Here is a 24,406-nt window from a genome sequence, read left to right as displayed (position 1 = left end):
CTAAGCATGCAAACACTGTTTGATCAGGTATTTGCAAATGGCGTGCTCCTTGTAATGTGGGGAGCACTGCTTTTTCATTTGATTCTACCTATCCCTCATGCCGCACACCCCACGACCTTATGGCATAAGTTTGCTGAGCTTTTAGCAAGCAAGGTTAATAACAACCAAAACTATTCCCAAAGCCTGATTTCTGGCACCTTAGCCTGGGGATTAATGGTACTTCCAACTCTGATTCTTCTCTTGGCACTGCAACCTCTGGTTTGGCAAACTCAACTATTCCAACTGGCTTTGTTACTGCTCGCCATTGATTGGCGTAATAATGAAAAGCTGGCAAACCAGCTCATCAAAACACTTAGCCGAGAAGATAAAGTGACAGCGCGCCAATTGCTGGCTCCGATTGTCAATCGCCAAACAGATTCACTATCATCATTAGGGCTCGGGAAAGCTGGGGCTGAAACCATCATTATGGGCTACGGTCGCAATGTGGTTTGTGTGCTGTTTTGGTACGCCATCGGAGGCGGAATCGCGGCGTTGATGTATCGCCTGATTATCGAATTAGCTCGAGCTTGGTCACCAAGTCGCAAGCAGTTCTCTCCTTTTGGCTCAACAGCCATCAAAATCGTCGCGATCCTTGAATTTATCCCAATGCGTTTATTTGCTTTGATGATCGTATGCGGTGATAAAGCGTCTCACACACTTAAGATGATGCTAACTCAAAGTCGCTCTTGGCCTCTGCCAGGCCCTGCGTGGTTGATTACAGCAGTAGGCAATAAGCTTGATCTATCACTCGGTGGTCCGGCTATTTACAACGATACCAAAGCCATTCGCGCAAAATTAGGCGGAAGAATCGCCCCATCCGCACTGCACTTATCACAGGTTCAAAAGCTGCTATTTGGACGCATCGCTATTTGGATATTCTTACAAAGCTTAGCCTTACTCATTATTCACCAAGGGATTTAAAGTGAAACCCTCTCAACTTGTTACATCATGTGCAACTTTCGCGATCAGCTTTAGCTTATGGATACCAAGCACGCTTGCAACCGAAGTAACTAAGGCAAAACGCGTGGTCAGCTTAGCCCCTCACGCCACAGAGCTCGCATACAGTGCGGGTTTAGGCGATAACTTAGTTGCTGTGAGTGAACGAAGTGATTACCCACCACAAGCCGATAAGCTAGAAAAAGTGGCAAACTATCAAGGTATCAAGGTTGAGAAAATCATCGCGCTTCAGCCAGATCTTATCCTTGCTTGGCCAGCGGGTAACCCACCGAGAGAACTGGCGAAACTGGAGCAGTTTGGCTTTAATATTTATTACTCGAAAACCAAAAGCCTAGACAGCATCGCGACCAATATAGAGCAACTTAGCCAATACGCCAGCGATCCGAGTATCGGTGAGAATAATGCTAAGCAATACAAAGAGCAGCTCAACGCATTAAGGCTAAAATACAAAGATGCGGAGCCTGTCAGCTACTTCTACCAGCTAAGTGAAAAACCTATTATCACCGTGGCACAAGGACACTGGCCAAGTGAAGTATTTGAGTTTTGTGGCGGCCGAAATATTTTTGAAGACAGCGCTTCACCCTACCCGCAAGTCGGTATTGAGCAAGTTGTGCTGAATAAACCGCAAGTGATCTTCACTTCTCAGCACGCTATTGAGAATGGAACCATGTGGCAATCGTGGGCGGAAGAGATCCCAGCCGTCGCTAAAAATCAGATATGGTCGCTCAATTCAGACTGGATTAACCGACCAACCACAAGAACTTTGCAAGCTATCCAGCAAGTGTGCGATTACTTCGATAGAGTCCGAGAAAATCACTAACTTTTTAGTCTGTTTTTTCGTACAATTCGCCACCGACCTGTCCCTACAATTTTAACAATAAGAGCACCAGTATCATGGACTCCATGCTGCTTTATATTATCGATTTATTTGGCACTGCCATCTTTGCTATCTCAGGCGTATTTGTTGCTGGACGCCTAAAAATGGACCCTTTTGGTGTCGCCGTTCTCGGCAGTGTAACCGCTATCGGCGGAGGTACAATTCGAGACATGGCACTGGGTGCTACTCCTGTTTTTTGGATAACCGATACCACCTACCTTTGGGTCATTATCGTTACCTGTTTATTAACGATGATCATCGTGAGACGCCCCAAGCGTTTGGCATGGTGGATCCTACCCGTCTGTGACGCCATAGGTTTAGCTGTGTTCGTTGGTATTGGTGTTGAAAAAGCATTGGCTTATCAAGATTCAGCATTGGTTGCCATCATCATGGGCGTAATTACAGGCTGTGGCGGCGGCATTATTCGTGACGTACTTGCCCGAGAAGTACCGATGATCCTGCGAAGCGAAGTCTACGCGACCGCTTGTATCATCGGCGGTGCATTCCACACTATGGCTATTCGCATGGGCCACGATTCAGAGACCGCATTCCTAGCCGGCGTATTCTCTACATTGTTGATCAGACTTGGCGCCATTCGATGGCACTTATCGTTACCAACTTTCGCGATTAAATAAGCTATCGCTAAAAATAAAAGGGCTCCACTTAGGGGCCTTTTTTAATCTTGCCACCTCAGACTCCTGCTCTGCTTCTCCGCCTCAAGTCACTTCCGCCCCAGCTTAGTAATGTTTTATATTTACTTAATCAATTGACGAGCTATATTAGTAAACGAATGACTTTATAAACATATTCATTTACTAACAATGAGGGCTCTAGGATGAGCAGTAATAAAATTGGAATTGTTTTCTTCTCTAAATGCGGCGCAACTAAGCAGGTCGCCGAACTACTCGCAGAGGGTGTAAACACACAGCTACCTGACTCAGCCCTACTCATCGAAGTGCTGCCTTCGGAGATCATTGAAGGCCGATATGACAATGACGAAAAGCTCAAACTCCTAGACAGTTGTGATGCGATCGTTTTTGGGGCTCCAACCTACATGGGTTCACCTGCCGCTCAGTTTAAAAGCTTTATGGATGCGAGCAGTGACAACTACTGCAAGAAATTATGGCGCAACAAGCTCGCTGCTGGCTTCACCACTGGAGGCAGTCTTAACGGAGAGCAACAACAAACCCTGCTTAGCTTTTTCACTCTAGCTTGTCAGCACGGCATGATTTGGGTTGGCTTAGACGCCTCAAGACACACAGATAATTTAGGGTTAAACCGCACTGGTTCAAATATTGGTTTGGTGTCTAGTATCGATGATGGTGAAGATAGCGTTAACCACAATGACTTACTCACGGCTCAATACTACGGTTCAAGAATCGCCAGCTTGGTTCAAGAACTCGTAAACAAAAGCTAGAGCAGCAGCCTTGATTGAGATAAGTTGGACGTATCATTCCCAACTTTCATGAATATCATCAAATGCTACTCGAAGGAATCGAAACTCTCTTAGTTTTGAGTAAAGCCAAAACCATGAGCCGCACTGGCAGCCTGCTGTATATCAGCCAATCAGCGGTAAGCAAACGGATTGCTAACTTAGAAAAGAAGTTGGGGAAAAAGCTGATTGAGCCGAGCGGTCGTCAGATAAAACTCACGCCAGACGCCATAGCACTGATCGAGAGTATTGGTCCTACGTTCAATGAACTTCGTGGTCTTATTTATGAACAGCAAGAGTTAGAAGATACGACTCTCATTACCTTAGACAGCTCTAAGTCTCTGATAGCCGGCTATTTAGGTGAAATGATGGGACAGTTTATCCAACAAGATAAATACATCACGATAACCACCAACCACACGCCCAGAATCATCGAGCGAGTTCAGTCCGGCAAGGCAACCCTAGGGTTATGCGCAGGCTTGTTGCCGCCGCATCATGGATTGATGACGTTTCATCTGTTCGACGAGCCCTTTTTCATTGTAAGTAAATTGCCGTTAAACGGGCTTCCACCCAAAGTCATCACTAATGATATGACTAACCCCGCCAACTCTTACCAACTCTCAGTATTAGAAAAATTTGGTATCAAACCTTTGATGGAGATGGATGCCTACACTGCCGCAGCGCAACTTGCACTAGGTGGAACTGGTCCTGCTTTAATTCCGCTCTCTATCGTAAAAACACTCAATATTGAGTCTCAATATCTGTATAGCTTCCAGGAATTAGCGGGCTTAATCCGGCCGATTCATGTCTGTGTAAGACCAAATAGCTACCAGTCTCCACGAGTTAAAACACTGATAGAATCCATTGTTGATGCTGTTCCCAGAGCAGTTTAGACGCCATGAGCATCGACATCACGATCACAAGGGGGCGGATCCACTTCTGCCCTTTTGTCACCACCACTTTCGCGCCCAGCTGAGCCCCCATAAAGCCGCCAATTGCCATCACTAAGCCGAGCTCCCAGATTGGCAAGCCTGCCAAAATAAAGAAGATCAGTGCAGCGATGTTAGAGGTAAAGTTCAACACCTTAGTGCGTGCCGTAGCATCGACTAAAGAGAAGTGACCAATTGCAACAAAGCAGACAGTAAAGATAGAGCCAGTACCTGGTCCAAAGAAGCCATCGTAAAAGCCAACACCACCACCAACGCACAAAGCAAACATCGCTTCAGAGATCTTCTGTTTACCTTCAGAGGTCTTGGTTTGTGGCGCTAATAGGAAGTAGAGTGAGATAGCGATCAGCAGCAGAGGGATCACACTAGTCAACAAGCTCGCATCAATGAACTGAACGAGTTCTGCCCCAATCGCCGAGCCAATGAAGGTACACAAAATGGCGAGGCGCATCTCCTTAATACTAACGATCCCGTTACGCACGAAGTACCAACTTGCGGAAAAACTGCCGAAAGAGCTTTGAAGCTTGTTAGTTGCTAGGGCTTGTGTCGGTGGAACTCCCGCTGCGAGTAGTGCTGGCAAAGTCAGTAGCCCGCCACCGCCAGCCATCGCATCGATAAAGCCCGCTGCTGTTGCGACAACAAACAAAATAGCCAATATTTCCAGAGTGATTTCCATATACCCAACGCCTCAAAGTCTCGTGTAGCGACAACTTACCATCCTGAGCTGGTGATCAATAACGAAACACAAGATTCTAACCTATTCCAAATATTCATCATTTAACTAACGCTGTATCACGGACATAAAAAGCCCACTCCGAAGAGTGGGCTTTGAGCATTTATATCCGCTAACTTCAGTTCAGTTAGCTGAGCTAAGACAAATTAAGCTTGAGAAGCTTTCACCTGTGCGTGTAGCTCTTGAACAGAAGTTACTGTCGTCTTCGCGTCTGCAGTGTGCGCCATACATGTCGCAAATGCTGCGTTTAGCGTAGTCGTGTAGTTTACCTTCTCAGCAAGTGCACCACGACGAAGAACTTTAGAGTCTTCAATCGCTTGACGGCCAGCTGCAGTGTTCACGATGTAGGTATACTCGTTGTTCTTGATACGGTCAAGAATGTGAGGACGGCCTTCGTGTACCTTGTTTACTAGACGTGGGTTGATGCCCGCTTCGCCAAGAATCACTGCTGTACCGTGTGTTGCGTCTAGCTGGTAACCAAGCTTAGATAGCTTAGATGCTAGGTCTACAACGCGTTCTTTGTCGCCTTCGCGAACAGAAAGAAGTGCACGACCGCCTTCTGGGTAAATGTTGCCACAACCCAATTCAGCTTTAGAGTATGCTTCTGCGAACGTTGCACCAACACCCATAACTTCACCAGTAGAGCGCATTTCTGGGCCTAATAGTGGGTCAACTCCAGGGAACTTGTTGAATGGAAGTACCACTTCCTTCACTGAGTAGTACGGTGGGATGATTTCTTTGGTAAAGCCTTGAGACTCTAACGATTGACCCGCCATTACACGTGCTGCAATCTTAGCGATTGGTGCACCCGTTGCTTTAGATACGAACGGTACCGTACGTGCTGCACGAGGGTTAACCTCGATTAGGTACACTTGGTTGTTCTTAACAGCAAATTGCGTGTTCATCAGACCACGAACACCCAACTCGAACGCTAGCTTTTCAACTTGCTCACGCATTACGTCTTGGATTTCTTGGCTTAGCGTGTATGCAGGAAGAGAACATGCTGAGTCACCTGAGTGAACACCCGCTTGTTCGATGTGCTCCATGATACCGCCGATAACTACGCGCTCACCGTCACAGATAGCATCGATATCCACTTCAACCGCGTCGTCTAGGAAGCTATCAAGAAGAACTGGAGATTCGTTCGACACGCTTACTGCTTCGTTGAAGTAGCGACGTAAGTCTTGCTCATCGTATACGATTTCCATCGCACGACCACCAAGTACGTAAGAAGGACGTACAACCAATGGGAAGCCGATTTCGCGAGATTTCTCTACCGCTTGTTCCATTGTTGTTACTGTCGCGTTCTCTGGCTGTAGAAGACCTAGACGGTCAACAGCAACTTGGAAACGCTCACGGTCTTCTGCACGGTCGATTGCGTCAGGGCTAGTACCGATGATTGGCACGCCAGCCGCTTCAAGTGCGCGAGCCAGTTTCAGTGGTGTTTGACCACCGTACTGAACGATAACGCCTTTTGGCTTCTCAACACGAGCGATTGCTAGTACGTCTTCCAGTGTTACTGGTTCGAAGTACAGACGGTCAGATGTGTCGTAATCCGTTGAAACAGTCTCAGGGTTACAGTTAACCATGATAGTTTCGTAGCCATCTTCACGTAGAGCTAGTGATGCGTGTACACAACAGTAGTCAAATTCAATACCTTGGCCGATACGGTTTGGACCGCCACCAAGAATCATGATCTTGTCTTTGTTTGTTGGGTTCGCTTCACACTCGTCATCGTAAGATGAGTACATGTAAGCCGTGTCTGAAGAGAACTCAGCCGCACACGTATCAACGCGCTTGTAAACTGGGTGGATATCGTATTGGTCACGTAGACGACGGATTTCGCTTTCCGCTACACCTAGAATCTTAGATAGGCGTGCATCCGCAAAACCTTTACGCTTAAGCTTGTTTAGCTCGTCTTTGTTCAAGCCAGCAAAGCCTTTCGCTTTAAGTTCTTGCTCAAGCTTAACGATGTCTTCGATTTGAACTAGGAACCAACGGTCGATTTGCGTTAGGTTAAATACGCCATCTACAGACATACCCGCACGGAATGCATCCGCGATGTACCAAATACGCTCTGCGCCAGCTTCTTTTAGTTCGTGACGAATTGTTGTTAGTGCGTCTGGCGCATCTAGGTCAACCATTTCGTCAAAGCCAGTCGCGCCAACTTCTAGGCCGCGAAGTGCTTTTTGTAGAGATTCTTGTTGGTTACGACCGATAGCCATAACTTCACCAACAGACTTCATCTGCGTCGTTAGACGGTCGTTAGCACCTGCAAATTTCTCGAAGTTAAAACGAGGGATCTTAGTTACTACGTAGTCGATTGTTGGTTCGAATGATGCTGGTGTTGCTCCACCCGTGATGTCATTTTGCAGTTCATCTAATGTGTAACCCACAGCCAGTTTCGCTGCAATCTTAGCGATTGGGAAACCTGTCGCTTTAGACGCTAGAGCAGAAGAACGAGATACACGTGGGTTCATCTCGATGATAACCATACGGCCATCTTTCGGGTTGATACCAAACTGTACGTTAGAACCACCCGTTTCAACACCAATCTCACGCAGTACCGCTAGAGAAGCGTTACGCATTAATTGGTATTCTTTGTCTGTTAGCGTCTGTGCTGGTGCAACTGTGATTGAATCACCGGTGTGGATGCCCATTGGGTCAAAGTTTTCAATCGCACATACGATGATACAGTTGTCCGCTTTGTCACGAACGACTTCCATCTCGTACTCTTTCCAACCGATAAGAGATTCATCGATTAGAAGCTCGTTGGTTGGAGATAGGTCCAGACCACGACGACAGATTTCTTCAAATTCTTCTTTGTTGTATGCGATACCACCGCCAGTACCACCCATAGTGAATGATGGACGGATGATACATGGGAAGCCAACCATATCTAGAACGCCGTAAGCTTCTTCCATGGTTTTCGCAGTATCCGCACGTGGACACTCAAGGCCGATAGACTTCATCGCTTTATCGAAACGAGAACGGTCTTCTGCTTTATCGATAGCGTCAGCCGTTGCACCAATCATCTCTACACCGAACTCTTCAAGAACACCGTGTTTCTCTAGGTCTAGTGCACAGTTTAGTGCTGTTTGGCCACCCATTGTAGGTAGAACTGCATCTGGCTTCTCTTTCGCAATGATGTTGCGAACAACTTCCCATTGGATAGGCTCGATGTAAGTTGCATCAGCCATATCAGGGTCAGTCATGATGGTCGCTGGGTTCGAGTTTACAAGAATAACTCGGTAACCTTCTTCGCGAAGCGCTTTACAAGCTTGAGCACCAGAGTAATCGAACTCACATGCTTGGCCGATAACGATCGGGCCAGCACCTAGAATTAGAATACTTTTAATGTCAGTACGTTTTGGCATTGTCTACTACTCCGAATTACGCTGTGTGCTTTTTAATTAGTTCAATGAAGTGGTCGAATAACGGCGCTGCGTCTTCTGGACCTGGGCTTGCTTCTGGGTGACCTTGGAAGCTAAATGCTGGTTTGTCTGTACGGTGGATACCTTGTAGAGAACCATCAAATAGCGACTTGTGCGTTGCACGTAGGTTTTCAGGTAGTGTGTCTTCGTCAGCAGCAAAGCCGTGGTTTTGTGAAGTAATCATCACAACATCACGATCTAAATCTTTAACTGGATGGTTTGCACCGTGGTGACCAAACTTCATCTTCACTGTCTTAGCGCCTGACGCAAGAGCAAGAATTTGGTGGCCTAGACAGATACCAAAGATTGGTAAGCCTTTTTCTAGAAACACTTTTGTCGCTTCAATTGCGTAAGTACATGGTTCTGGGTCACCAGGGCCATTTGAAAGGAATACACCGTCTGGGTTTAGTGCAAGCACTTCTTCAGCAGAAGTTTCAGCTGGAACAACCGTTAGGCGGCAGCCGCGGTCAACGAGCATTCGTAGGATGTTTCGTTTTGCACCGAAGTCATAAGCAACAACGTGGTATGGCAATTCTGAGTCTGCTTTCGCTTCAGGAAGTCCACCCGTAAGCGTCCACGAACCTTGTTTCCATTGATACGCTTCTTTTGTTGTAACTTCTTTCGCAAGGTCCATACCTTTCAGGCCAGGGAATTCTTTTGCCTTAGCTAGAGCCAAAGCTTCGTCTAAGTTGTTACCCGCTACAATACAACCGTTCTGAGCGCCTTTTTCACGAAGAATACGCGTCAGCTTACGAGTATCGATATCAGCGATACCAACAACGTTTTGCGACTTAAGGTAATCAGAAAGGGATTGTTCATTACGGAAGTTAGAAGCGATAAGAGGGAGATCGCGAATCACAAGGCCTTGAGCGTGGATTGAAGAGGATTCTTCGTCTTCGGAATTGGTTCCGGTATTGCCAATGTGAGGGTAAGTAAGGGTAACGATTTGTTGAGAATAGGAAGGATCAGTGAGGATTTCTTGGTACCCCGTCATCGAGGTATTAAAAACGACTTCACCAACTGCAGAACCTACTGCGCCAATGGCTTCACCGTGAAATACTGTCCCATCTTCTAGGACAAGTAGTGCTGACTTTTTCAAGACAACCTCCAGAAATAAATATGCATTAAAATTGATTTAATTTGCAAATCTACCTTCCTGCAACACTTAAAAGTGAGTGTTTATGGAAATTAGACAAATTGGCGGTATTTTAGTGATGTGCGTGATACGTGTCAACATTTAACGCAAAAGAAATTAAAGATTTGTACGCACTAATTCAATTTACCCTTCCAAAGCTCCAAAAGTTCAACTTTCATGGTCAATTAAGCACGATATTGAGATTTTCCAATTTTATCCCATTACTTTTGTCTGCCTTTAAGTACTAAAAACATCACCAACAAAAAGCAATCGATAAATACAAACAGAAAACATGAAGATTTAAAGATCTAATCCAAAAATAAGACCAAGACAACAAAACAACAAGAAAAGTGAGGTGAAAACGATGTTAAAAGGTAGGTTTAAGAGATAGGTGATAAACAAGGATACAGCGTCAAAGGTAGCAAATAAAGAAAGCGCCGGCAATTGCCAGCGCATAATTATCTATTTACAGATCATTCAAACCAAGGACATCTGTCATGGTATAAAAGCCCGCTGGCTTGTCATTGAGCCAAACAGCAGCTTTGATCGCACCGTTGGCAAAGGTCATTCGGTCAGTCGCTTTATGAGTAATCTCCACTCGTTCGCCGATATCTGCAAACATAGCAGTGTGTTCTCCAATGATGTCACCGGCACGAATCGTTGCGAAACCAATCTCATCTTTCGTACGTTCGCCAGTGATGCCTTCACGTGACCATACCGCCACATCGTTCAGCTCATTACCCATAGCACCGGCGATCGCTTCACCCATACCAATTGCAGTACCTGATGGTGCATCCACTTTATGACGGTGGTGGGCTTCAACGATTTCAACATCACAGTAATCACCCATCACTTTAGCGGCTTTTTCTAGTAGCTTAAATACGAGGTTAACACCTACACTGTAGTTTGGTGCCATTACGATAGGCATCTCTTTTGCAGCAGCGTCAATCACCTGCTTCTCCTCTTCTGAGAAGCCTGTCGTACCGATGATAAGTTTTTTGCCGTGACGTTTACAAAGTTCAATATTCGCTAATGTGCTAACAGGTGCGGTAAAGTCGACAATCACATCAAACTCTTCGATGGCTTTAGACAAATCATCCACTAGAGCAACATCAAAGCGACCTTCCCCACATAGCTCGCCAACATCAACGCCAACTAATGATGACTCGGGACGTTCCGAGCCAGCGCCAACACTAGCTTCTGAATTATGATGAGCGGCTTTCACCAAGTTGCGGCCCATACGACCCGCTGCTCCTGCTATTGCAATTCTTACCACTGCGAATATCTCCATTGTTTTGGTTACTGTTGCCGCAGTTCTCTTGCAGCAACGTTCATTCGATTAATCTCTTTAAACTAACAACAATCTCAAACTCAGGCTAGCAATTAAGAAAACTCTTTTACCACTCGCTCTAAAATTGGCACATTTGCTTCAGGAAAGGCGTATTGATTCAATGATTCAAGGCTTACCCATTCACCTTGCTGACCTTCTTTACCATAAGGTTGCTCTTCAAAATCAGTCACGAGAATGAAATCGAACTTAAGTGACTTATCCGTGTAATCAAATTCAAGATGCTCAAACAGAGACTGCTCGGTCACCTTGATACCGATCTCTTCATCAAGCTCGCGAGTCATCGCTTGCTCAATAGTTTCGCCCTCTTCAACCTTGCCACCAGGAAACTCCCAAAAGCCGCCTTTGTGCTTGTCATCTGGGCGCTTTGTAATAAATACCTGTGACTTATCTTGATTGAAGATAATACCCGCTACTATATGGATTCTTTTCATTGATGGTGTTCCTTCTATGTCTCTACCGTCATTCCCTACAATGAGGAACGAATTAGATAGGGAATCTGCTCTTTGGTTAGTTCGAAAGATCCCCGACTCGCTCGTCCCTCACTCTCGAGGATGACGCAATCGAAACCGTATTATTTTCACATACAAAAAGAGCCGCCTAAGCGACTCTTTATATTCTATTTGTCAGTTTCATGAAGCTAAGCTGTAGTACTTGAGAGTAAGGCGGTGGCACGGAGCTTACGATAGTAAGTGAGTACCACCAACGCAGCTATCATGCGCTACAGCAACGATTCATTAAACTTACGCGATTTTACCGTGACACTGTTTGTACTTCTTACCGCTACCACATGGGCAAGGCTCGTTACGGCCAACTTTACGCTCATCACGTACTACAGTTTGTGGCGACGCTGCTTCTGCTTCATCATCACCTAGCTGGTTTTCTGCTGTTGCGTGTTGCGCTTGTGCACGACGCGCTGCTTCTTCAGCTTGAGCTTGACGCTGCGCTTCCATCTTTTCTACTTCTTCTTGTTGCTGAACGCGAACTTTCGAAAGGATAGTAATAACGTCTGACTTCAGTACATCCAGTAGACCTTCAAACAGTTCAAACGACTCTCGCTTGTACTCTTGTTTCGGGTTCTTCTGAGCGTAACCACGTAGGTGGATACCTTGACGAAGGTGATCCATCGCAGCCAAGTGCTCTTTCCATAGACCATCTAGCGTTTGCAGCATTACAGACTTCTCGAAGTTGCGTAGCACTTGTGCACCAACCACTTCTTCTTTCTGTTTGTAAGCATCAACAGCCATGCCTAAGATGCGTTCACGTAGTGCTTCTTCGTAAAGCTTGTCGTCTTCGTCCAACCAGCCTTGAATATCAAAGTCTAGGTCGAAGTCGTTCTTCAGACGATCTTGTAGACCAGCGATGTCCCACATATCTTCTAGCGATTGCGGAGCAATGTACTCATCGATAACCGACGTAAACACGTCTTCACGGTTGTGTTCGATCATTTCGCTGATGTCGTCAGAGCCCATTAGCTCGTCACGCAGCTCGTAAACCACCTTACGTTGGTCATTGGCTACATCATCGTACTCTAGAAGTTGCTTACGGATATCGAAGTTACGGCCTTCAACTTTACGTTGTGCTTTTTCGATAGAGCGAGATAGCATCTTAGATTCGATCGCTTCACCTTCATCCATACCGCTCTGGATAAGACCAGCCATACGATCAGATGTGAAGATACGTAGTAGTGAGTCTTCCATTGATAGGTAGAAACGTGAAGAACCTGCATCACCTTGACGACCAGAACGACCACGTAGCTGGTTATCGATACGACGAGATTCGTGACGCTCTGTACCAATGATGTGTAGACCACCTGACTCTAGTACTTTGTCGTGAACCACTTTCCAATCCGCTTTGATCTTGTCGATCTGCTCTTGAGTTGGATTTTGTAGTTTCTCAACTTCAGACTGCCAGCTACCACCTAACACGATATCGGTACCACGACCGGCCATGTTAGTTGCGATGGTTACTGCACCAGGTGTACCTGCTTGCGCTACGATTTCCGCTTCTTTCTCGTGGAATTTCGCGTTGAGTACGTTGTGCTTAATTTTTGCTTTTTTCAGTGCGTTAGACAGTAGCTCTGATTTCTCGATAGAAACCGTACCAACCAGTGATGGCTGTCCTGCAGCAACACGGTCTTTAATGTCTTCAATGATCGCATTGAATTTGTCTTCTTCTGTACGATAAACCACATCTGGCATATCGTTACGAACCATAGGTTTGTTAGTTGGGATAACAACCGTTTCTAGGCCATAGATAGACTGGAATTCGAAAGCTTCAGTATCGGCTGTACCTGTCATACCTGACAGTTTCTCGTACAGACGGAAGAAGTTTTGGAAGGTAATCGAAGCTAGCGTTTGGTTTTCATTCTGAATCTTCACACCTTCTTTTGCTTCAACAGCTTGGTGTAAACCTTCAGACCAACGACGACCTGGCATTGTACGGCCAGTATGTTCATCAACGATAACCACTTCGCCTTCTTCAGTTACGATGTAGTCTACGTTCTTCTCAAACAATACGTGAGCACGCAACGCAGCATTAACATGGTGTAGTAGGCTGATGTTTGTTGGAGAGTAAAGCGTATCGCCCTCTTCCATCAGACCATTTTTCACCATTAGCTCTTCAACAAATTCTTGACCGTTTTCAGTCAGGTGAACCTGCTTAGATTTTTCGTCCATGGTGTAGTGACCTTCACCACGGTACTCTTCAGAATCTTCTTTATCTTGACGCTCAAGATGAGGAATCAATGTGTTAATACGCGTGTAAAGATCTGAGCTATCTTCAGCCGGGCCAGAGATAATAAGAGGTGTACGCGCTTCATCGATTAAGATTGAGTCAACCTCATCGACTACAGCAAAGAAGCGTTCGCGTTGAACACGGTCTTCAGCACGGAAAGCCATGTTGTCACGTAGGTAATCGAAACCAAACTCGTTGTTTGTTCCGTATAGGATATCCGCTTGGTATGCTTCTTTTTTCTCTGGTGGAGCCATGTTTGGCACGTTCACGCCAACAGTCATACCAAGGAATTCAAATAATGGGCGGTTAGTTTCCGCATCACGCTTAGCTAGGTAGTCGTTCACCGTTACTACGTGAACACCTTTACTAGGTAGGGCGTTAAGATAAGCAGGTAGAGTTGCTGTAAGAGTCTTACCCTCACCAGTACGCATCTCTGCAATTTGGCCAGCATTTAGAACCATGCCACCAATCATTTGCACGTCAAAGTGACGCATGCCGTAAACACGCTTAGACGCTTCACGTACCGTAGCAAATGCTTCAGGTAGGAGTTGGTCTAGCGATTCACCTTTGTCTAAGCGCTCACGAAACTCAACAGTTTTCGCTTTTAGCTCTTCGTCAGAAAGCGCTTCAAACGTTGGCTCGTAGTTATTAATTTCTTTTACAATTTTTCTAAGGCGGCGCAGTGTTCTGTCATTGCGACTGCCAATTACCTTTGTCAGCAGCTTAGTAATCATGTGCTTGGAATCTCTTCGTTCTCAGATCGTCCGCGATCTATTTTAAATGCCGTCAGTCTCTACTAGCGATGAACCAGTCTTCAGTTACTAACCAAGGATACTGAGATAAATCTAGTATTTCTGATATTGTACTTGAGAGTAGAGTTTTCAAGGCTTGAGTTAAAATTAATGCCCCTTAGTGTAAGTAATTTTCACACCAACGACCATTTATAACCCCATTTGTTTGATGTGCTTGGAACTTTTCTTTCTAATTGCTGATGGATTAGCCAGACTGGCGACCATTAGTCGATGACTTTCGGATGTTGATGACACTGTATCTGGAAAATAGATACAAAAAAACCAGGCCGATAGCCTGGTTTTCGAAATCTTACATTGTTGAAAACAACAATTACGCTAGAACCATTCCTGGTTCAGCAAAAGCCACTGGCGAGCCAGCTTCTTCTTCGAATGTTGCCCATTCCCAAGCTTCTGCGTCAGCAAGCACTGCACGTAGTAGTTGGTTGTTTAGGCCGTGACCTGATTTGTATGCACGGAATTCACCGATAATAGCGTGTCCACACATATAAAGGTCACCAATCGCATCTAGCACTTTATGAGTTACAAACTCATTGTCAAAACGTAGACCTTCTTCATTAAGAATTCGGTATTCGTCTAGTACGATTGCACAGTCAAAGCTACCACCCAAACACAAGTTTTGTGATTGAAGGTATTCGATATCACGCATGAAGCCGAAAGTACGAGCTCGAGAGATCTCTTTCACAAAGCCTTGAGAAGAGAAATCAAACAATAGATGCTGTTCGTCAGACTCAATTGCAGGGTGGTTGAACTCGATTTCAAAGTCCATACGGAAGCCGTTAAATGGAACAAACTCTGCCCACTTATCACCGTCTTCAAAACGAACTGGCTTTTTGATGCGAATGAAACGTTTTGGTGCATTCAGTGTTTCAACACCCGCTTGCTGTAGCAAGTATACGAATGGGCTTGCGCTACCATCCATAATTGGGATCTCTGGTGCATCTACTTCAACAATAATATTGTCGATGCCCATGCCCGCTAGAGCCGCGTTAAGGTGTTCCACTGTAGAGATACGTACGCCTTCGTCATTCACAAGAGCAGTACATAACATAGTGTCACGAACTGATGCTGGATCAGCTGGAAAATCTACAGGTGGATTTACATCAGTACGACGGTAAACAATACCTGTATTTGCAGCTGCCGGGCGAAGAGTAAGTGTGACTTTACGACCAGAGTGGAGACCCACACCAGTTGTTTTCACAATTTCTTTCAGAGTACGTTGTCTGATCATCTGCTTGCCTCGTTATCAGTGCTACAAATCACGGTCAGTATTTACCGACCGCGAATTTTACCATTAATTCGACGATAGTCAAATTTTGGGTAATTGTTAATCAGCCTGACGTCGTAAGAATGCTGGAATATCTAAGTATCCGCTCTCTTTCTCAGCCTTAGGTGCTGCACTTTGGCTAGCGCCTGTACCTGAAGAAACAGGCGACGTTGTTGGCTGCGGCTTAACTTGAGGTTTTACCTCAGTTTTTTCTTGCAATGGTTGTGCCACTTTCTCTTCCACTTTTGGTGCAGCTTGTGCCGCTACTTGTGGTTGAGGAGTTGCTGCAACCTTAGCTTTACCACCAGCAACTAGTGTAATGTCTGGTTTTCTCTCTGTACCGATACCTGTTGCAACAACAGTTACACGGATTTCGTCCGTCATATCAGGGTCTAGAGAAGTACCAATCACAACAGTTGCGTTATCAGAAGCGAATGCCTTAACTGTGTTACCTACTGTTTCGAACTCATCTAGACGCATATCTAGGCCTGCTGTGATGTTCACAAGAACGCCACGCGCACCAGCTAGGTCGATGTCTTCTAGTAGTGGGCTAGAAATTGCCGTTTCAGCAGCTTCTTCAGCACGGTCTTCACCTTTCGCGATACCGCTACCCATCATTGCATGACCCATTTCCGACATTACGGTGCGAACATCCGCGAAGTCGACGTTGATCATACCAGGGCGAGTAATTAGCTCAGCGATACCTTGTACAGCGTTTTTAAGTACATCATTTGCACTTGCGAAAGCTTCTAGCAGTGTAACGCCACGGCCTAGTACTTTAAGTAGCTTTTCATTTGGAATCGTAATTAATGAATCCACATGTTTAGAAAGCTCTTCGATACCTTGCTCAGCAAACGCTAAACGCTTTTTGCCTTCAAAGCTAAATGGCTTAGTTACAACAGCAACGGTTAGCACACCCAGCTCTTTCGCAACTTCAGCAATAACTGGAGCAGCACCTGTACCAGTACCACCGCCCATACCAGCTGCGATAAATACCATATCGGCGCCAGTTAGAACTTCTTTAATTCTTTCTCGATCTTCGAGAGCTGCATCACGGCCTACTTGTGGATTTGCACCAGCACCAAGACCTTTAGTGATATCACCACCAATTTGGATCACGCTGCTCACGCTTGTTTTACGAAGTGCTTGTGCATCAGTATTAACACTGATGAATTCTACGCCTTCGATTGATTCACGTACCATGTGCTCAACAGCGTTACCGCCACCGCCACCAACTCCAACGACTTTAATTACTGCATCGTCAGACATTTCCATCATCGGTTCAAACATGTGTTATCTCCGTTTTTTCCTGCAACTCAGGTTAAAACTCTTTTTGTATCCAATTACGCAATTTACCAAATAAACCAGACATCGAAGGTGCTGAACGCTTAGGTTCGCTGTAATCACCTTCATCACTGATCTGACAATCTCTTGCGTAATGAAGTAAACCAACCGCCGTAGAATGATACGGCTCTTTAACATAATCAGTTAAGCCACTAACTTCTAATGGCTTACCAACTCGAACTTGATTGCGGAAAACACGTTCCGCACACTCTACCAATCCGTCAATTTGTGCCGCTCCACCAGTGAGGACGACGCCAGCTGCAAGGTGGTGTTTAATACCTTCGTCTCGTAGCTGTAATTGAACCGTATCGATAGTTTGGTTAACGAGGCCCATAAGTTCAGTGTAACGTGGTTCAATCACTTCCGACAAAGTTTGTCGTTGCAAACTTCTTGACGGGCGACCACCAACACTTGGGACGTTAACAGAGTCATCCTTGCTAACGAGTTCACTCAGAGCGCAACCATGGTTTACTTTTATCTCTTCAGCATCGCTCACTGGCGTACCGAAAGCGAAGGCAATATCACTGGTTACTGCATTTCCAGCATAGGAAAAGACTTCTGTGTGTCGTAGCGCGCCGCCAGTCCAAATGGAAATATCCATTGTACCTGCACCGATATCAACCACACACACTCCGAGCTCTCTCTCGTCTTCAGTAATTACCGCATTACTTGAGGCAAGTCCTGAAAACACGATTTGTTCTACTGTGAGACCACATCGTTCAACAGCTTTAATAATGTTTCTCGCCATGTCGCTATGGCAAGAAATTAGATGAACGCTCACTTCCATTCGAACACCAGACAGACCAAGTGGGTTCTTAATCCCTTCTTGATAATCAATGGTAAATTCTTGTGGGATCACGTGCAGAATTCTCTGCTCTTCACCTATTTTAATTGATTTCGCAGTATGGATCGCTCGATCCATATCGTCTTGAGACACCTCTTCATCAGAGATAGTGCCCATGCCTTTTTCAATTCGGCTTGCGATATGTTTGCCTGATAGCGAGATAAACACATTGCTGATTTGGCATTCCGCCATCAACTCTGCTTGATCAATTGCTCGCTGAACTGACTTAACTACCGACTCTAGGTCGTTCACACCACCTTTATCCATACCTCTGGATGGGCTTTGCCCAGAGCCAATGATATTGATTTGACCATCAGGCAGTATTTCACCAACCAGAGCTGATATGGTCGCAGTGCCTATATCAAGACCAACGATTATGTTGTCATCTGCGGTCTTAGTCATCTGTGCTCTCTTCTAACTCTTGCTCTGGAAACCAGCCTACAGCGGCTCCCGTATCATACCTGAGGTCGATGTAGCTCACTTGATTCGCCTTACTACCGAGTTCGTTGTAAAGCGAAATGAAGCGTTCAACACGCTCATCTAAAGAATCTTTACCTAGTTCTAAACGGATACCGTTATCTAGGATTATTTGCCAAGCGCGACGTTCGTTGAGAACAAGTGAGGTAACCGTTAACCCTAGACTGTTAATCAAAGGGGTTATCTTTCTCCACTTTTCGATCACTTCTTGGCTGGTGCCATCTGGGCCGTAAAGCTTAACTCTATCGCCTTTCAGAAGGCCGATATCGCCATTAAACACCTGACCATCATCATTCAACAGCATGTTGCCGTTCCAGATTGCTGCAGCATGATACTCAGTCAAAAATACTTTTATTGTGTCTGGCCACTGCTTACGAATAGAGACAACAGACACCCAAGGCAATGCTTCTAAACTGTCTTGCAACACACCAATGTCTTGTGACATGAATGTACCAATATGCTCGAGTCTTCCAAAAGCATGTTGAACATCACCAGCGGTTACATAAGTTAAGTCACCTTGAATGACTATTTTGGAGAGAGGCAATCGTTGATCGTCCCACATCCAAGTCAGTGTGGTGTAGAAAAGAAACCCAATGAATAGCAATACCATGACAAAAAAGGACCCGCCTAGGGCGTGTTTCTTTAACGATGGTAAACTGAATAGGTGGCGGTTTTCGCTAAAAGTACTTTCTACCAAAGCCCGCTTTCCCTGTCGTTGGTTCGCAATTCTATTCCCTATCTTCGTAATAGAGGTAAAAGCACTTACTTTAACCTATGAATTATACTGAGCAAAATCAAACTATCAAACGTTGATAATAAGATTTTTGGTCAATTTTAGGTCAATCGCAAGAAGTGAGCGATTGACCACAGTATGTAGACAGTATTCTGCTACACGTTCTGCATTTTATTAATGTCTAACTGTAACGATTCTAGTTGCTTAGCAACGCGGCCAACATCGCCTGCACCCTGCGTCAATACAAGGTCGCCGCCTTGAATCACGTTAGCTAAAACCGATGGCAGCGTGTTGATATCAGCAACAAAGATTGGGTCAATCTTACCACGCCCGCGAATAGTTCGACTTAATGAGCGCCCGTCTGCACCTGCAATAGGTTTCTCACCCGCAGAATAAACATCTAATAAGATTAAGACATCAACCTGCTCAAGAACGTTCGCAAAATCATCATATAAATCACGTGTTCGGCTGTAACGGTGCGGCTGGAAAATCATCACGAGACGCTTATCAGCCCAACCACTTCGAGCAGCCTGAATCGTTACATCAACTTCGGTTGGGTGATGACCATAATCATCAACCAGCATTGCGACACCATTACCCGTCTCGTACTCACCAAGATGGTCGAAACGACGCCCAGTACCTTCGGTACCTGCCATCGCTTTTAGGATCGCTTCATCGCTGATGTCATCTTCCGTTGCCACTGCAATCGCCGCAGAGGCATTCAGTGCATTGTGACGACCTGGAATGTTCAACGTGATATCCAGATTAGCTTTACCTTCACGTACAACAGTGAACTTGCCTTGCTGGCCTTCTTGTACGTAGTTTTCAATACGGATGTCCGCATCTTCTGAGAAACCGTAAGTGATCACTTGGCGACTAACCTGAGGAATCAGCTCTCGTACAACAGGATCATCCACACACATCACAGCCTGACCATAAAATGGCAGGTTGTGTAAGAAATCGATAAACGTCTGCTTTAGTGTTTCGAAGTCACCGCCATAGGTATCCATATGGTCCGCTTCGATATTGGTTACGATACTCACCATAGGTTGCAAGTGTAAGAATGATGCATCACTCTCATCAGCTTCAGCAATCAAGATACGGCTCGAACCTAAGCGTGCATTAGTACCTGCACTTTTCACTAAACCACCGTTTACAAACGTTGGATCTAAACCTGCTTCAGAGTAAATCTGTGTAACCAAAGCAGTCGTAGTTGTCTTACCGTGCGTACCTGCCACAGCAATACCGTGACGAAAACGCATCAGCTCAGCCAGCATTTCTGCACGACGAACGATAGGCGTACGCGCTTCACGAGCGGCAATAATCTCTGGGTTCTCTTCGTTGATAGCGGTTGATACCACCACGACACTTGCATCAGCAACGTTACTCGCCTGGTGGCCAATGTAAACAGTCGCACCCTTGCTAACTAAACGCTCTGTCACTGGATTTTGAGCGATATCAGAACCAGTGATCTGGTAGCCTTCATTAAGCAAGACTTCAGCAATCCCGCTCATTCCAGCACCACCAATACCAATGAAGTGGATAGATTTAACACGGCGCATCTCTGGCACCATTGCACGGATTTGCGCTAAGTCTTGGGTATGTTCAATCGTCATCAATTCAGTCTCATTATTTTGCTAAAGCTTTAATCGCTTCAGCGACAGTAACGTCGGCATCAAGCTTGGCTGCTTGACGCGCTTTTGTTGCCATCATTTTTAATTCATTTCTATCAAGCTCAGCGATGGTGTTCGCTAGCTTTTCAGCCGTCAGTTGTGGCTGTTCAATCATTAACGCCGCACCACATTCAACTAAATGGTCGGCATTCAGTGCTTGCTGTCTGTCTTTGTGCATAAACGGAACAAAAATTGAACCGACACCGGCTGCTGATACCTCTGATACAGTTAACGCGCCGGAGCGACACACTAGTAGATCTGCCCACTCATAAGCTTGCGCCACATCATCAATAAATTCAGTTACTTGAACATTATCTACAGAATGTGATTTGTATTGTTCAATCACTTGCTGTTGATTGTTCTTACCCGCTTGGTGCATCACAGTGAAGCCTTCTCCAAGCTGTGCCATCGCAACAGGTAAAGTATCGTTGAGGATTTTAGCCCCTTGGCTGCCACCCATAACTAAAATGCGGATATCGCCATCACGCTCAGCCATGCGCTGTTCTGGCTCCGGCAAAGCAACCACATCCTCACGAACTGGGTTCCCCACTACCTCTGCTGTTGGAAACGCTCCAGGGAAGGCTTGAAAAACCTTTTTCGCAATCTTAGATAGCCACTGGTTAGTTAGACCCGCCACTGCATTTTGTTCATGCAAAACCACAGGAATGCCTGATAACCATGCCGCAATGCCACCAGGACCACTCACATAACCACCCATGCCAAGCACGACATCTGGCTGCCATGCTTTAATGTGCTGCCTTGCTTGAAGTATGGCATTAATAATTTGGAATGGTGCTTTAATTAGCTTGCTAATGCCTTGACCACGCAGGCCTTTCACTTTAATGAAGTCGATCTCAATGCCATGTTTTGGCACTAAATCCGCTTCCATTCTGTCTGCTGTGCCTAACCAGCGAATTTCCCAACCTTGCTGCTGAAGCTTTTTAGCCACCGCTAGCCCTGGGAAAACGTGACCGCCAGTACCACCAGCCATCACTAAAAGTTTTTTGTTTTGTTTCATCGCTTTAGATTCTTATTCTACTAATTCGTTTTGACTATCAGCTTGTTCTTTTTGTTGCATTCGGCATTCGTGGTCAATGCGCAGCAGCATTGATACCGCCACAGACATAACAATTAAACTTGAACCACCGTAACTGATTAGCGGGAGGGTTAGACCTTTGGTCGGAACAATGCCAGATGCGGCACCTACGTTAACAAGCGTCTGAAACGCAAACCAAATACCAATACCAAAAGCCAGATAGCCACTGAACACTTGATCATGTTCAAAGGCTTTTTTGCCGATAAGAATGGCTTTTAACACCAAGCTGAAGATCAACATTAATACTAAGGTAACACCGACAAAGCCAAGCTCTTCAGCCAAGACCGCAAATACGAAGTCAGTATGTGCTTCCGGTAGGTATTCGAGTTTCTGAATCGAGTTACCAAGCCCTTGTCCCATCCAATCACCACGGCCGAACGCCATCAATGATTGAGTTAATTGGTAGCCGCTACCAAATGGATCATTCCATGGTTCCCAGAATGAAGTCACACGTCGAACACGGTAAGGTTCTATGACAATCAAACCAACGACGGCAGCAATACCAGCGACCATCAAGGCAATAAACTGTGACAGTTTGGCACCAGCAATGAACAGCATGCCAAACAGCGTTACTAACATTACAACTACGGTACCTAAGTCGGGTTGACCAAGTAGCAAGACGGCAAAAGCACCAAACACCATGATGGGTTTTGCAAAACCGCCGAAGAAGGTTTTTCTCACTTCGTCTTGCTTACGAACCAAGTAGCCCGCCATAAAGATAAACAAGGAAAGCTTAGCGACCTCGGCAGGCTGTAAGTTGAATAGCCCAAGAGGAATCCAACGAGATGCACCGTTAACTGACTTACCGACGGCTAATACTACGACCAGCAAGAAGAAGGATAAGCCCAAAAGGTACATGCTGTATTGAAACCAGCGCTTCATCGGAATTTGCAATATCACACTGGAGACGCCCAATGCGAGCAACAGGAAGATCGCGTGACGGAACATAAAGTGAAACGGCTGATCGGTTAAACGAGCACTGATGGGGAACGAAGCAGACGTCACCATCACCAAACCTGTCAGCATTAGCCCAAGAGCAATCCACACCAATTGACGATCGTAAAGCGCCTCAGGAGTAGCACGGTTTAGCCACTGCCAGATGGATTGATTGATCTCTTTGACTCTTTGCACTGAATGTTAGTCCTTCAACACGTTAAGCATACTCATGAGCAAGCTCAGTGAACGCGTCACCTCTTGCCATGAAATTATTAAATTGATCGAAGCTTGCGCACGCCGGAGACAGCATCACCATATCTCCAGCCACCAGCAGTGGCGAGATAGATTCGATTATCTGCTGCATAGTGTCGAACTTTTGTGCCGATGGGTGCAGAGGCATGAATTGATCCGCATCTTCACCGAAACAACACAGCTGAACACGCTCAAGTTGCGCCAATACTGGTTCAAGCTCACTAAAGTCAGCACCTTTACCAACGCCACCAACCAAGAGATACAAAGTACCTTGATACTCCAACCCAGACAGGGCTGCCAATGTGCTGGCTACGTTGGTTGCTTTGGAGTCATTAACCCATTTGATTTCGCGCTTGTCAGCCACGACTTGGCAACGATGCGTCAAACCGTTATAGGCCTTCAAAGCATCAAGACTTTTGCAGTAGTCGATACCAACTTGCTTCAATAGTGCAAGTGAGACTAACGCATTCGCCACATTGTGACGTCCAACCAATGTTAAATCTTGGGTAGCAAGGACAGGTTTACCGTGATCGACCAACCACTCAGTACTATCAATCGTTGATACACCAAACTCTTGGTTATCTAGGCCAAAAGTCAACAATGGCATTGTCTGGTCAGGGTAAGTCTCTTTGTCTTCACGATTAACAATCGCAAACTGCGCGTTATTAAAGATTCTTAACTTGGCCTCACGGTAATCAGCCATGCCTTGATAGCGATCCATATGATCTTCAGACAGGTTTAAGAATGCCGCAGCGGCAAGTTTTAAATTCGATGTCGTCTCTAGCTGAAAACTTGAAAGTTCAAGGACATATAAATCCGCATCAAGTTCTAGAAGGTCTAGGGCAGGAATGCCAATATTTCCGCCAACGCCAACATTAAGCCCAGCAGCCTTAGCAAGCACACCAGTCAGATCCGTCACGGTACTCTTACCGTTTGAACCAGTAATCGCCACAACAGGCTTATCTACAGCCCAACCAAACAACTCGATGTCGCCAACGACAGGCGTACCCGCTTGAAGCACATCTTGAATTTCAGGTGTCGCTAAAGCAATGCCTGGGTTAGCAACCACCAGATCAGCCTCAGCTAACCATTGGCTATTCCAGCTTCCAGAATGCAGCTCAACCGACTCAGGCAAAGATTCTTTTCCTGGTGGTAGATCTCGCGTATCAATGACCTTCACATGCGTATGAGGTTGATATTTTACGAGATGTTTAACGACAGAGAGCCCGGTAATACCGAGCCCCACAACCACTACATTTTGAATATTTTGCCAACGTTCCATTTAAACAAGATGCTCTTAATAGTTTTAAAGAGCCTCTAATACAGAGGCTCGCATA

At 45.6% G+C, this 24,406-nt stretch carries 19 protein-coding genes; 5 read left to right on the top strand and 14 right to left on the bottom strand.

Going from position 1 to position 24,406, the window contains the following annotated elements; all coding sequences use genetic code 11:
- The first annotated feature begins 6 nt into the window (after positions 1-6).
- From F0232_RS09925 to F0232_RS09905, 5 genes are all read left to right on the top strand, one after another.
- Entirely contained in the window at positions 7-960 is a 954-nt protein-coding gene (locus tag F0232_RS09925) for a cobalamin biosynthesis family protein (RefSeq protein WP_105058990.1), read from the top strand.
- Position 961: 1 nt separating this feature from the next.
- Entirely contained in the window at positions 962-1,816 is an 855-nt protein-coding gene (btuF, locus tag F0232_RS09920; RefSeq protein ID WP_008222870.1) for a vitamin B12 ABC transporter substrate-binding protein BtuF, read from the top strand.
- 74 nt (positions 1,817-1,890) lie between these two features.
- Positions 1,891-2,508 carry a TRIC cation channel family protein gene (locus tag F0232_RS09915; RefSeq protein ID WP_061033370.1) on the top strand — a complete coding sequence of 206 codons (618 nt, stop codon included), beginning with the start codon at positions 1,891-1,893 and terminating at the stop codon, positions 2,506-2,508.
- Between the two features lie 200 nt (positions 2,509-2,708).
- A complete protein-coding gene (locus F0232_RS09910; protein ID WP_105058991.1) occupies positions 2,709-3,290 on the top strand; it encodes a flavodoxin family protein in 582 nt (193 codons plus the stop codon).
- A 62-nt stretch (positions 3,291-3,352) separates the two neighbouring features.
- The gene (locus F0232_RS09905) at positions 3,353-4,198 is read left to right on the top strand and encodes a LysR family transcriptional regulator (protein WP_105058992.1); all 846 of its coding nucleotides are present in this window, start codon (positions 3,353-3,355) and stop codon (positions 4,196-4,198) included.
- Here F0232_RS09905 and F0232_RS09900 read toward each other — a convergent pair.
- The 14 genes from F0232_RS09900 to murD form a co-directional block, all read right to left on the bottom strand.
- Positions 4,149-4,928: a TSUP family transporter gene (locus tag F0232_RS09900; protein WP_061033373.1), complete on the bottom strand. Its 780-nt coding sequence runs from the start codon at positions 4,926-4,928 to the stop codon at positions 4,149-4,151. The two genes, F0232_RS09905 and F0232_RS09900, sit on opposite strands and share 50 nt — an antisense overlap.
- 203 nt (positions 4,929-5,131) lie before the next feature.
- A complete protein-coding gene (gene carB / locus F0232_RS09895) occupies positions 5,132-8,362 on the bottom strand; it encodes a carbamoyl-phosphate synthase large subunit (protein ID WP_105058993.1) in 3,231 nt (1,076 codons plus the stop codon).
- Between the two features lie 16 nt (positions 8,363-8,378).
- On the bottom strand, positions 8,379-9,518 hold the full coding sequence (gene carA, locus F0232_RS09890; RefSeq protein ID WP_004740731.1) for a glutamine-hydrolyzing carbamoyl-phosphate synthase small subunit: 1,140 nt from the start codon (positions 9,516-9,518) through the stop codon (positions 8,379-8,381).
- A gap of 502 nt (positions 9,519-10,020) precedes the next feature.
- A complete protein-coding gene (dapB, locus tag F0232_RS09885; RefSeq protein ID WP_081090357.1) occupies positions 10,021-10,845 on the bottom strand; it encodes a 4-hydroxy-tetrahydrodipicolinate reductase in 825 nt (274 codons plus the stop codon).
- 92 nt (positions 10,846-10,937) lie between these two features.
- Positions 10,938-11,336, bottom strand: coding sequence for an 8-oxo-dGTP diphosphatase MutT (mutT, locus tag F0232_RS09880; protein WP_008222857.1), 399 nt, complete (start codon positions 11,334-11,336; stop codon positions 10,938-10,940).
- Between the two features lie 309 nt (positions 11,337-11,645).
- Positions 11,646-14,372, bottom strand: a complete 2,727-nt coding sequence (gene secA, locus F0232_RS09875) for a preprotein translocase subunit SecA (protein WP_105058994.1) — start codon at positions 14,370-14,372, stop codon at positions 11,646-11,648.
- 388 nt (positions 14,373-14,760) lie between these two features.
- Complete coding sequence (gene lpxC, locus F0232_RS09870; protein ID WP_004740735.1) at positions 14,761-15,678, bottom strand: UDP-3-O-acyl-N-acetylglucosamine deacetylase; 918 nt, start codon at positions 15,676-15,678, stop codon at positions 14,761-14,763.
- 96 nt (positions 15,679-15,774) lie between these two features.
- Positions 15,775-17,004 carry a cell division protein FtsZ gene (ftsZ, locus tag F0232_RS09865; protein WP_061033376.1) on the bottom strand — a complete coding sequence of 410 codons (1,230 nt, stop codon included), beginning with the start codon at positions 17,002-17,004 and terminating at the stop codon, positions 15,775-15,777.
- Between the two features lie 31 nt (positions 17,005-17,035).
- A complete protein-coding gene (ftsA, locus tag F0232_RS09860) occupies positions 17,036-18,304 on the bottom strand; it encodes a cell division protein FtsA (RefSeq protein WP_004740737.1) in 1,269 nt (422 codons plus the stop codon).
- Entirely contained in the window at positions 18,297-19,076 is a 780-nt protein-coding gene (locus tag F0232_RS09855) for a cell division protein FtsQ/DivIB (protein WP_032498757.1), read from the bottom strand. The genes ftsA and F0232_RS09855 overlap by 8 nt, the downstream gene beginning before the upstream one ends.
- A gap of 191 nt (positions 19,077-19,267) precedes the next feature.
- Positions 19,268-20,728, bottom strand: coding sequence for a UDP-N-acetylmuramate--L-alanine ligase (murC, locus tag F0232_RS09850; protein WP_008223697.1), 1,461 nt, complete (start codon positions 20,726-20,728; stop codon positions 19,268-19,270).
- A gap of 13 nt (positions 20,729-20,741) precedes the next feature.
- Positions 20,742-21,803 carry an undecaprenyldiphospho-muramoylpentapeptide beta-N-acetylglucosaminyltransferase gene (gene murG, locus F0232_RS09845; RefSeq protein ID WP_105058995.1) on the bottom strand — a complete coding sequence of 354 codons (1,062 nt, stop codon included), beginning with the start codon at positions 21,801-21,803 and terminating at the stop codon, positions 20,742-20,744.
- 12 nt (positions 21,804-21,815) lie between these two features.
- On the bottom strand, positions 21,816-23,012 hold the full coding sequence (gene ftsW, locus F0232_RS09840) for a cell division protein FtsW (protein ID WP_061033378.1): 1,197 nt from the start codon (positions 23,010-23,012) through the stop codon (positions 21,816-21,818).
- 22 nt (positions 23,013-23,034) lie between these two features.
- Complete coding sequence (murD, locus tag F0232_RS09835; RefSeq protein WP_061033379.1) at positions 23,035-24,351, bottom strand: UDP-N-acetylmuramoyl-L-alanine--D-glutamate ligase; 1,317 nt, start codon at positions 24,349-24,351, stop codon at positions 23,035-23,037.
- Positions 24,352-24,406 lie beyond the last annotated feature (55 nt).

Origin of the sequence: Vibrio sp. T3Y01 (assembly GCF_013114525.1) — a bacterium.
GTDB lineage: Bacteria > Pseudomonadota > Gammaproteobacteria > Enterobacterales > Vibrionaceae > Vibrio > Vibrio chagasii_B.
This window is presented reverse-complemented; position numbering and strand designations above follow the sequence as displayed.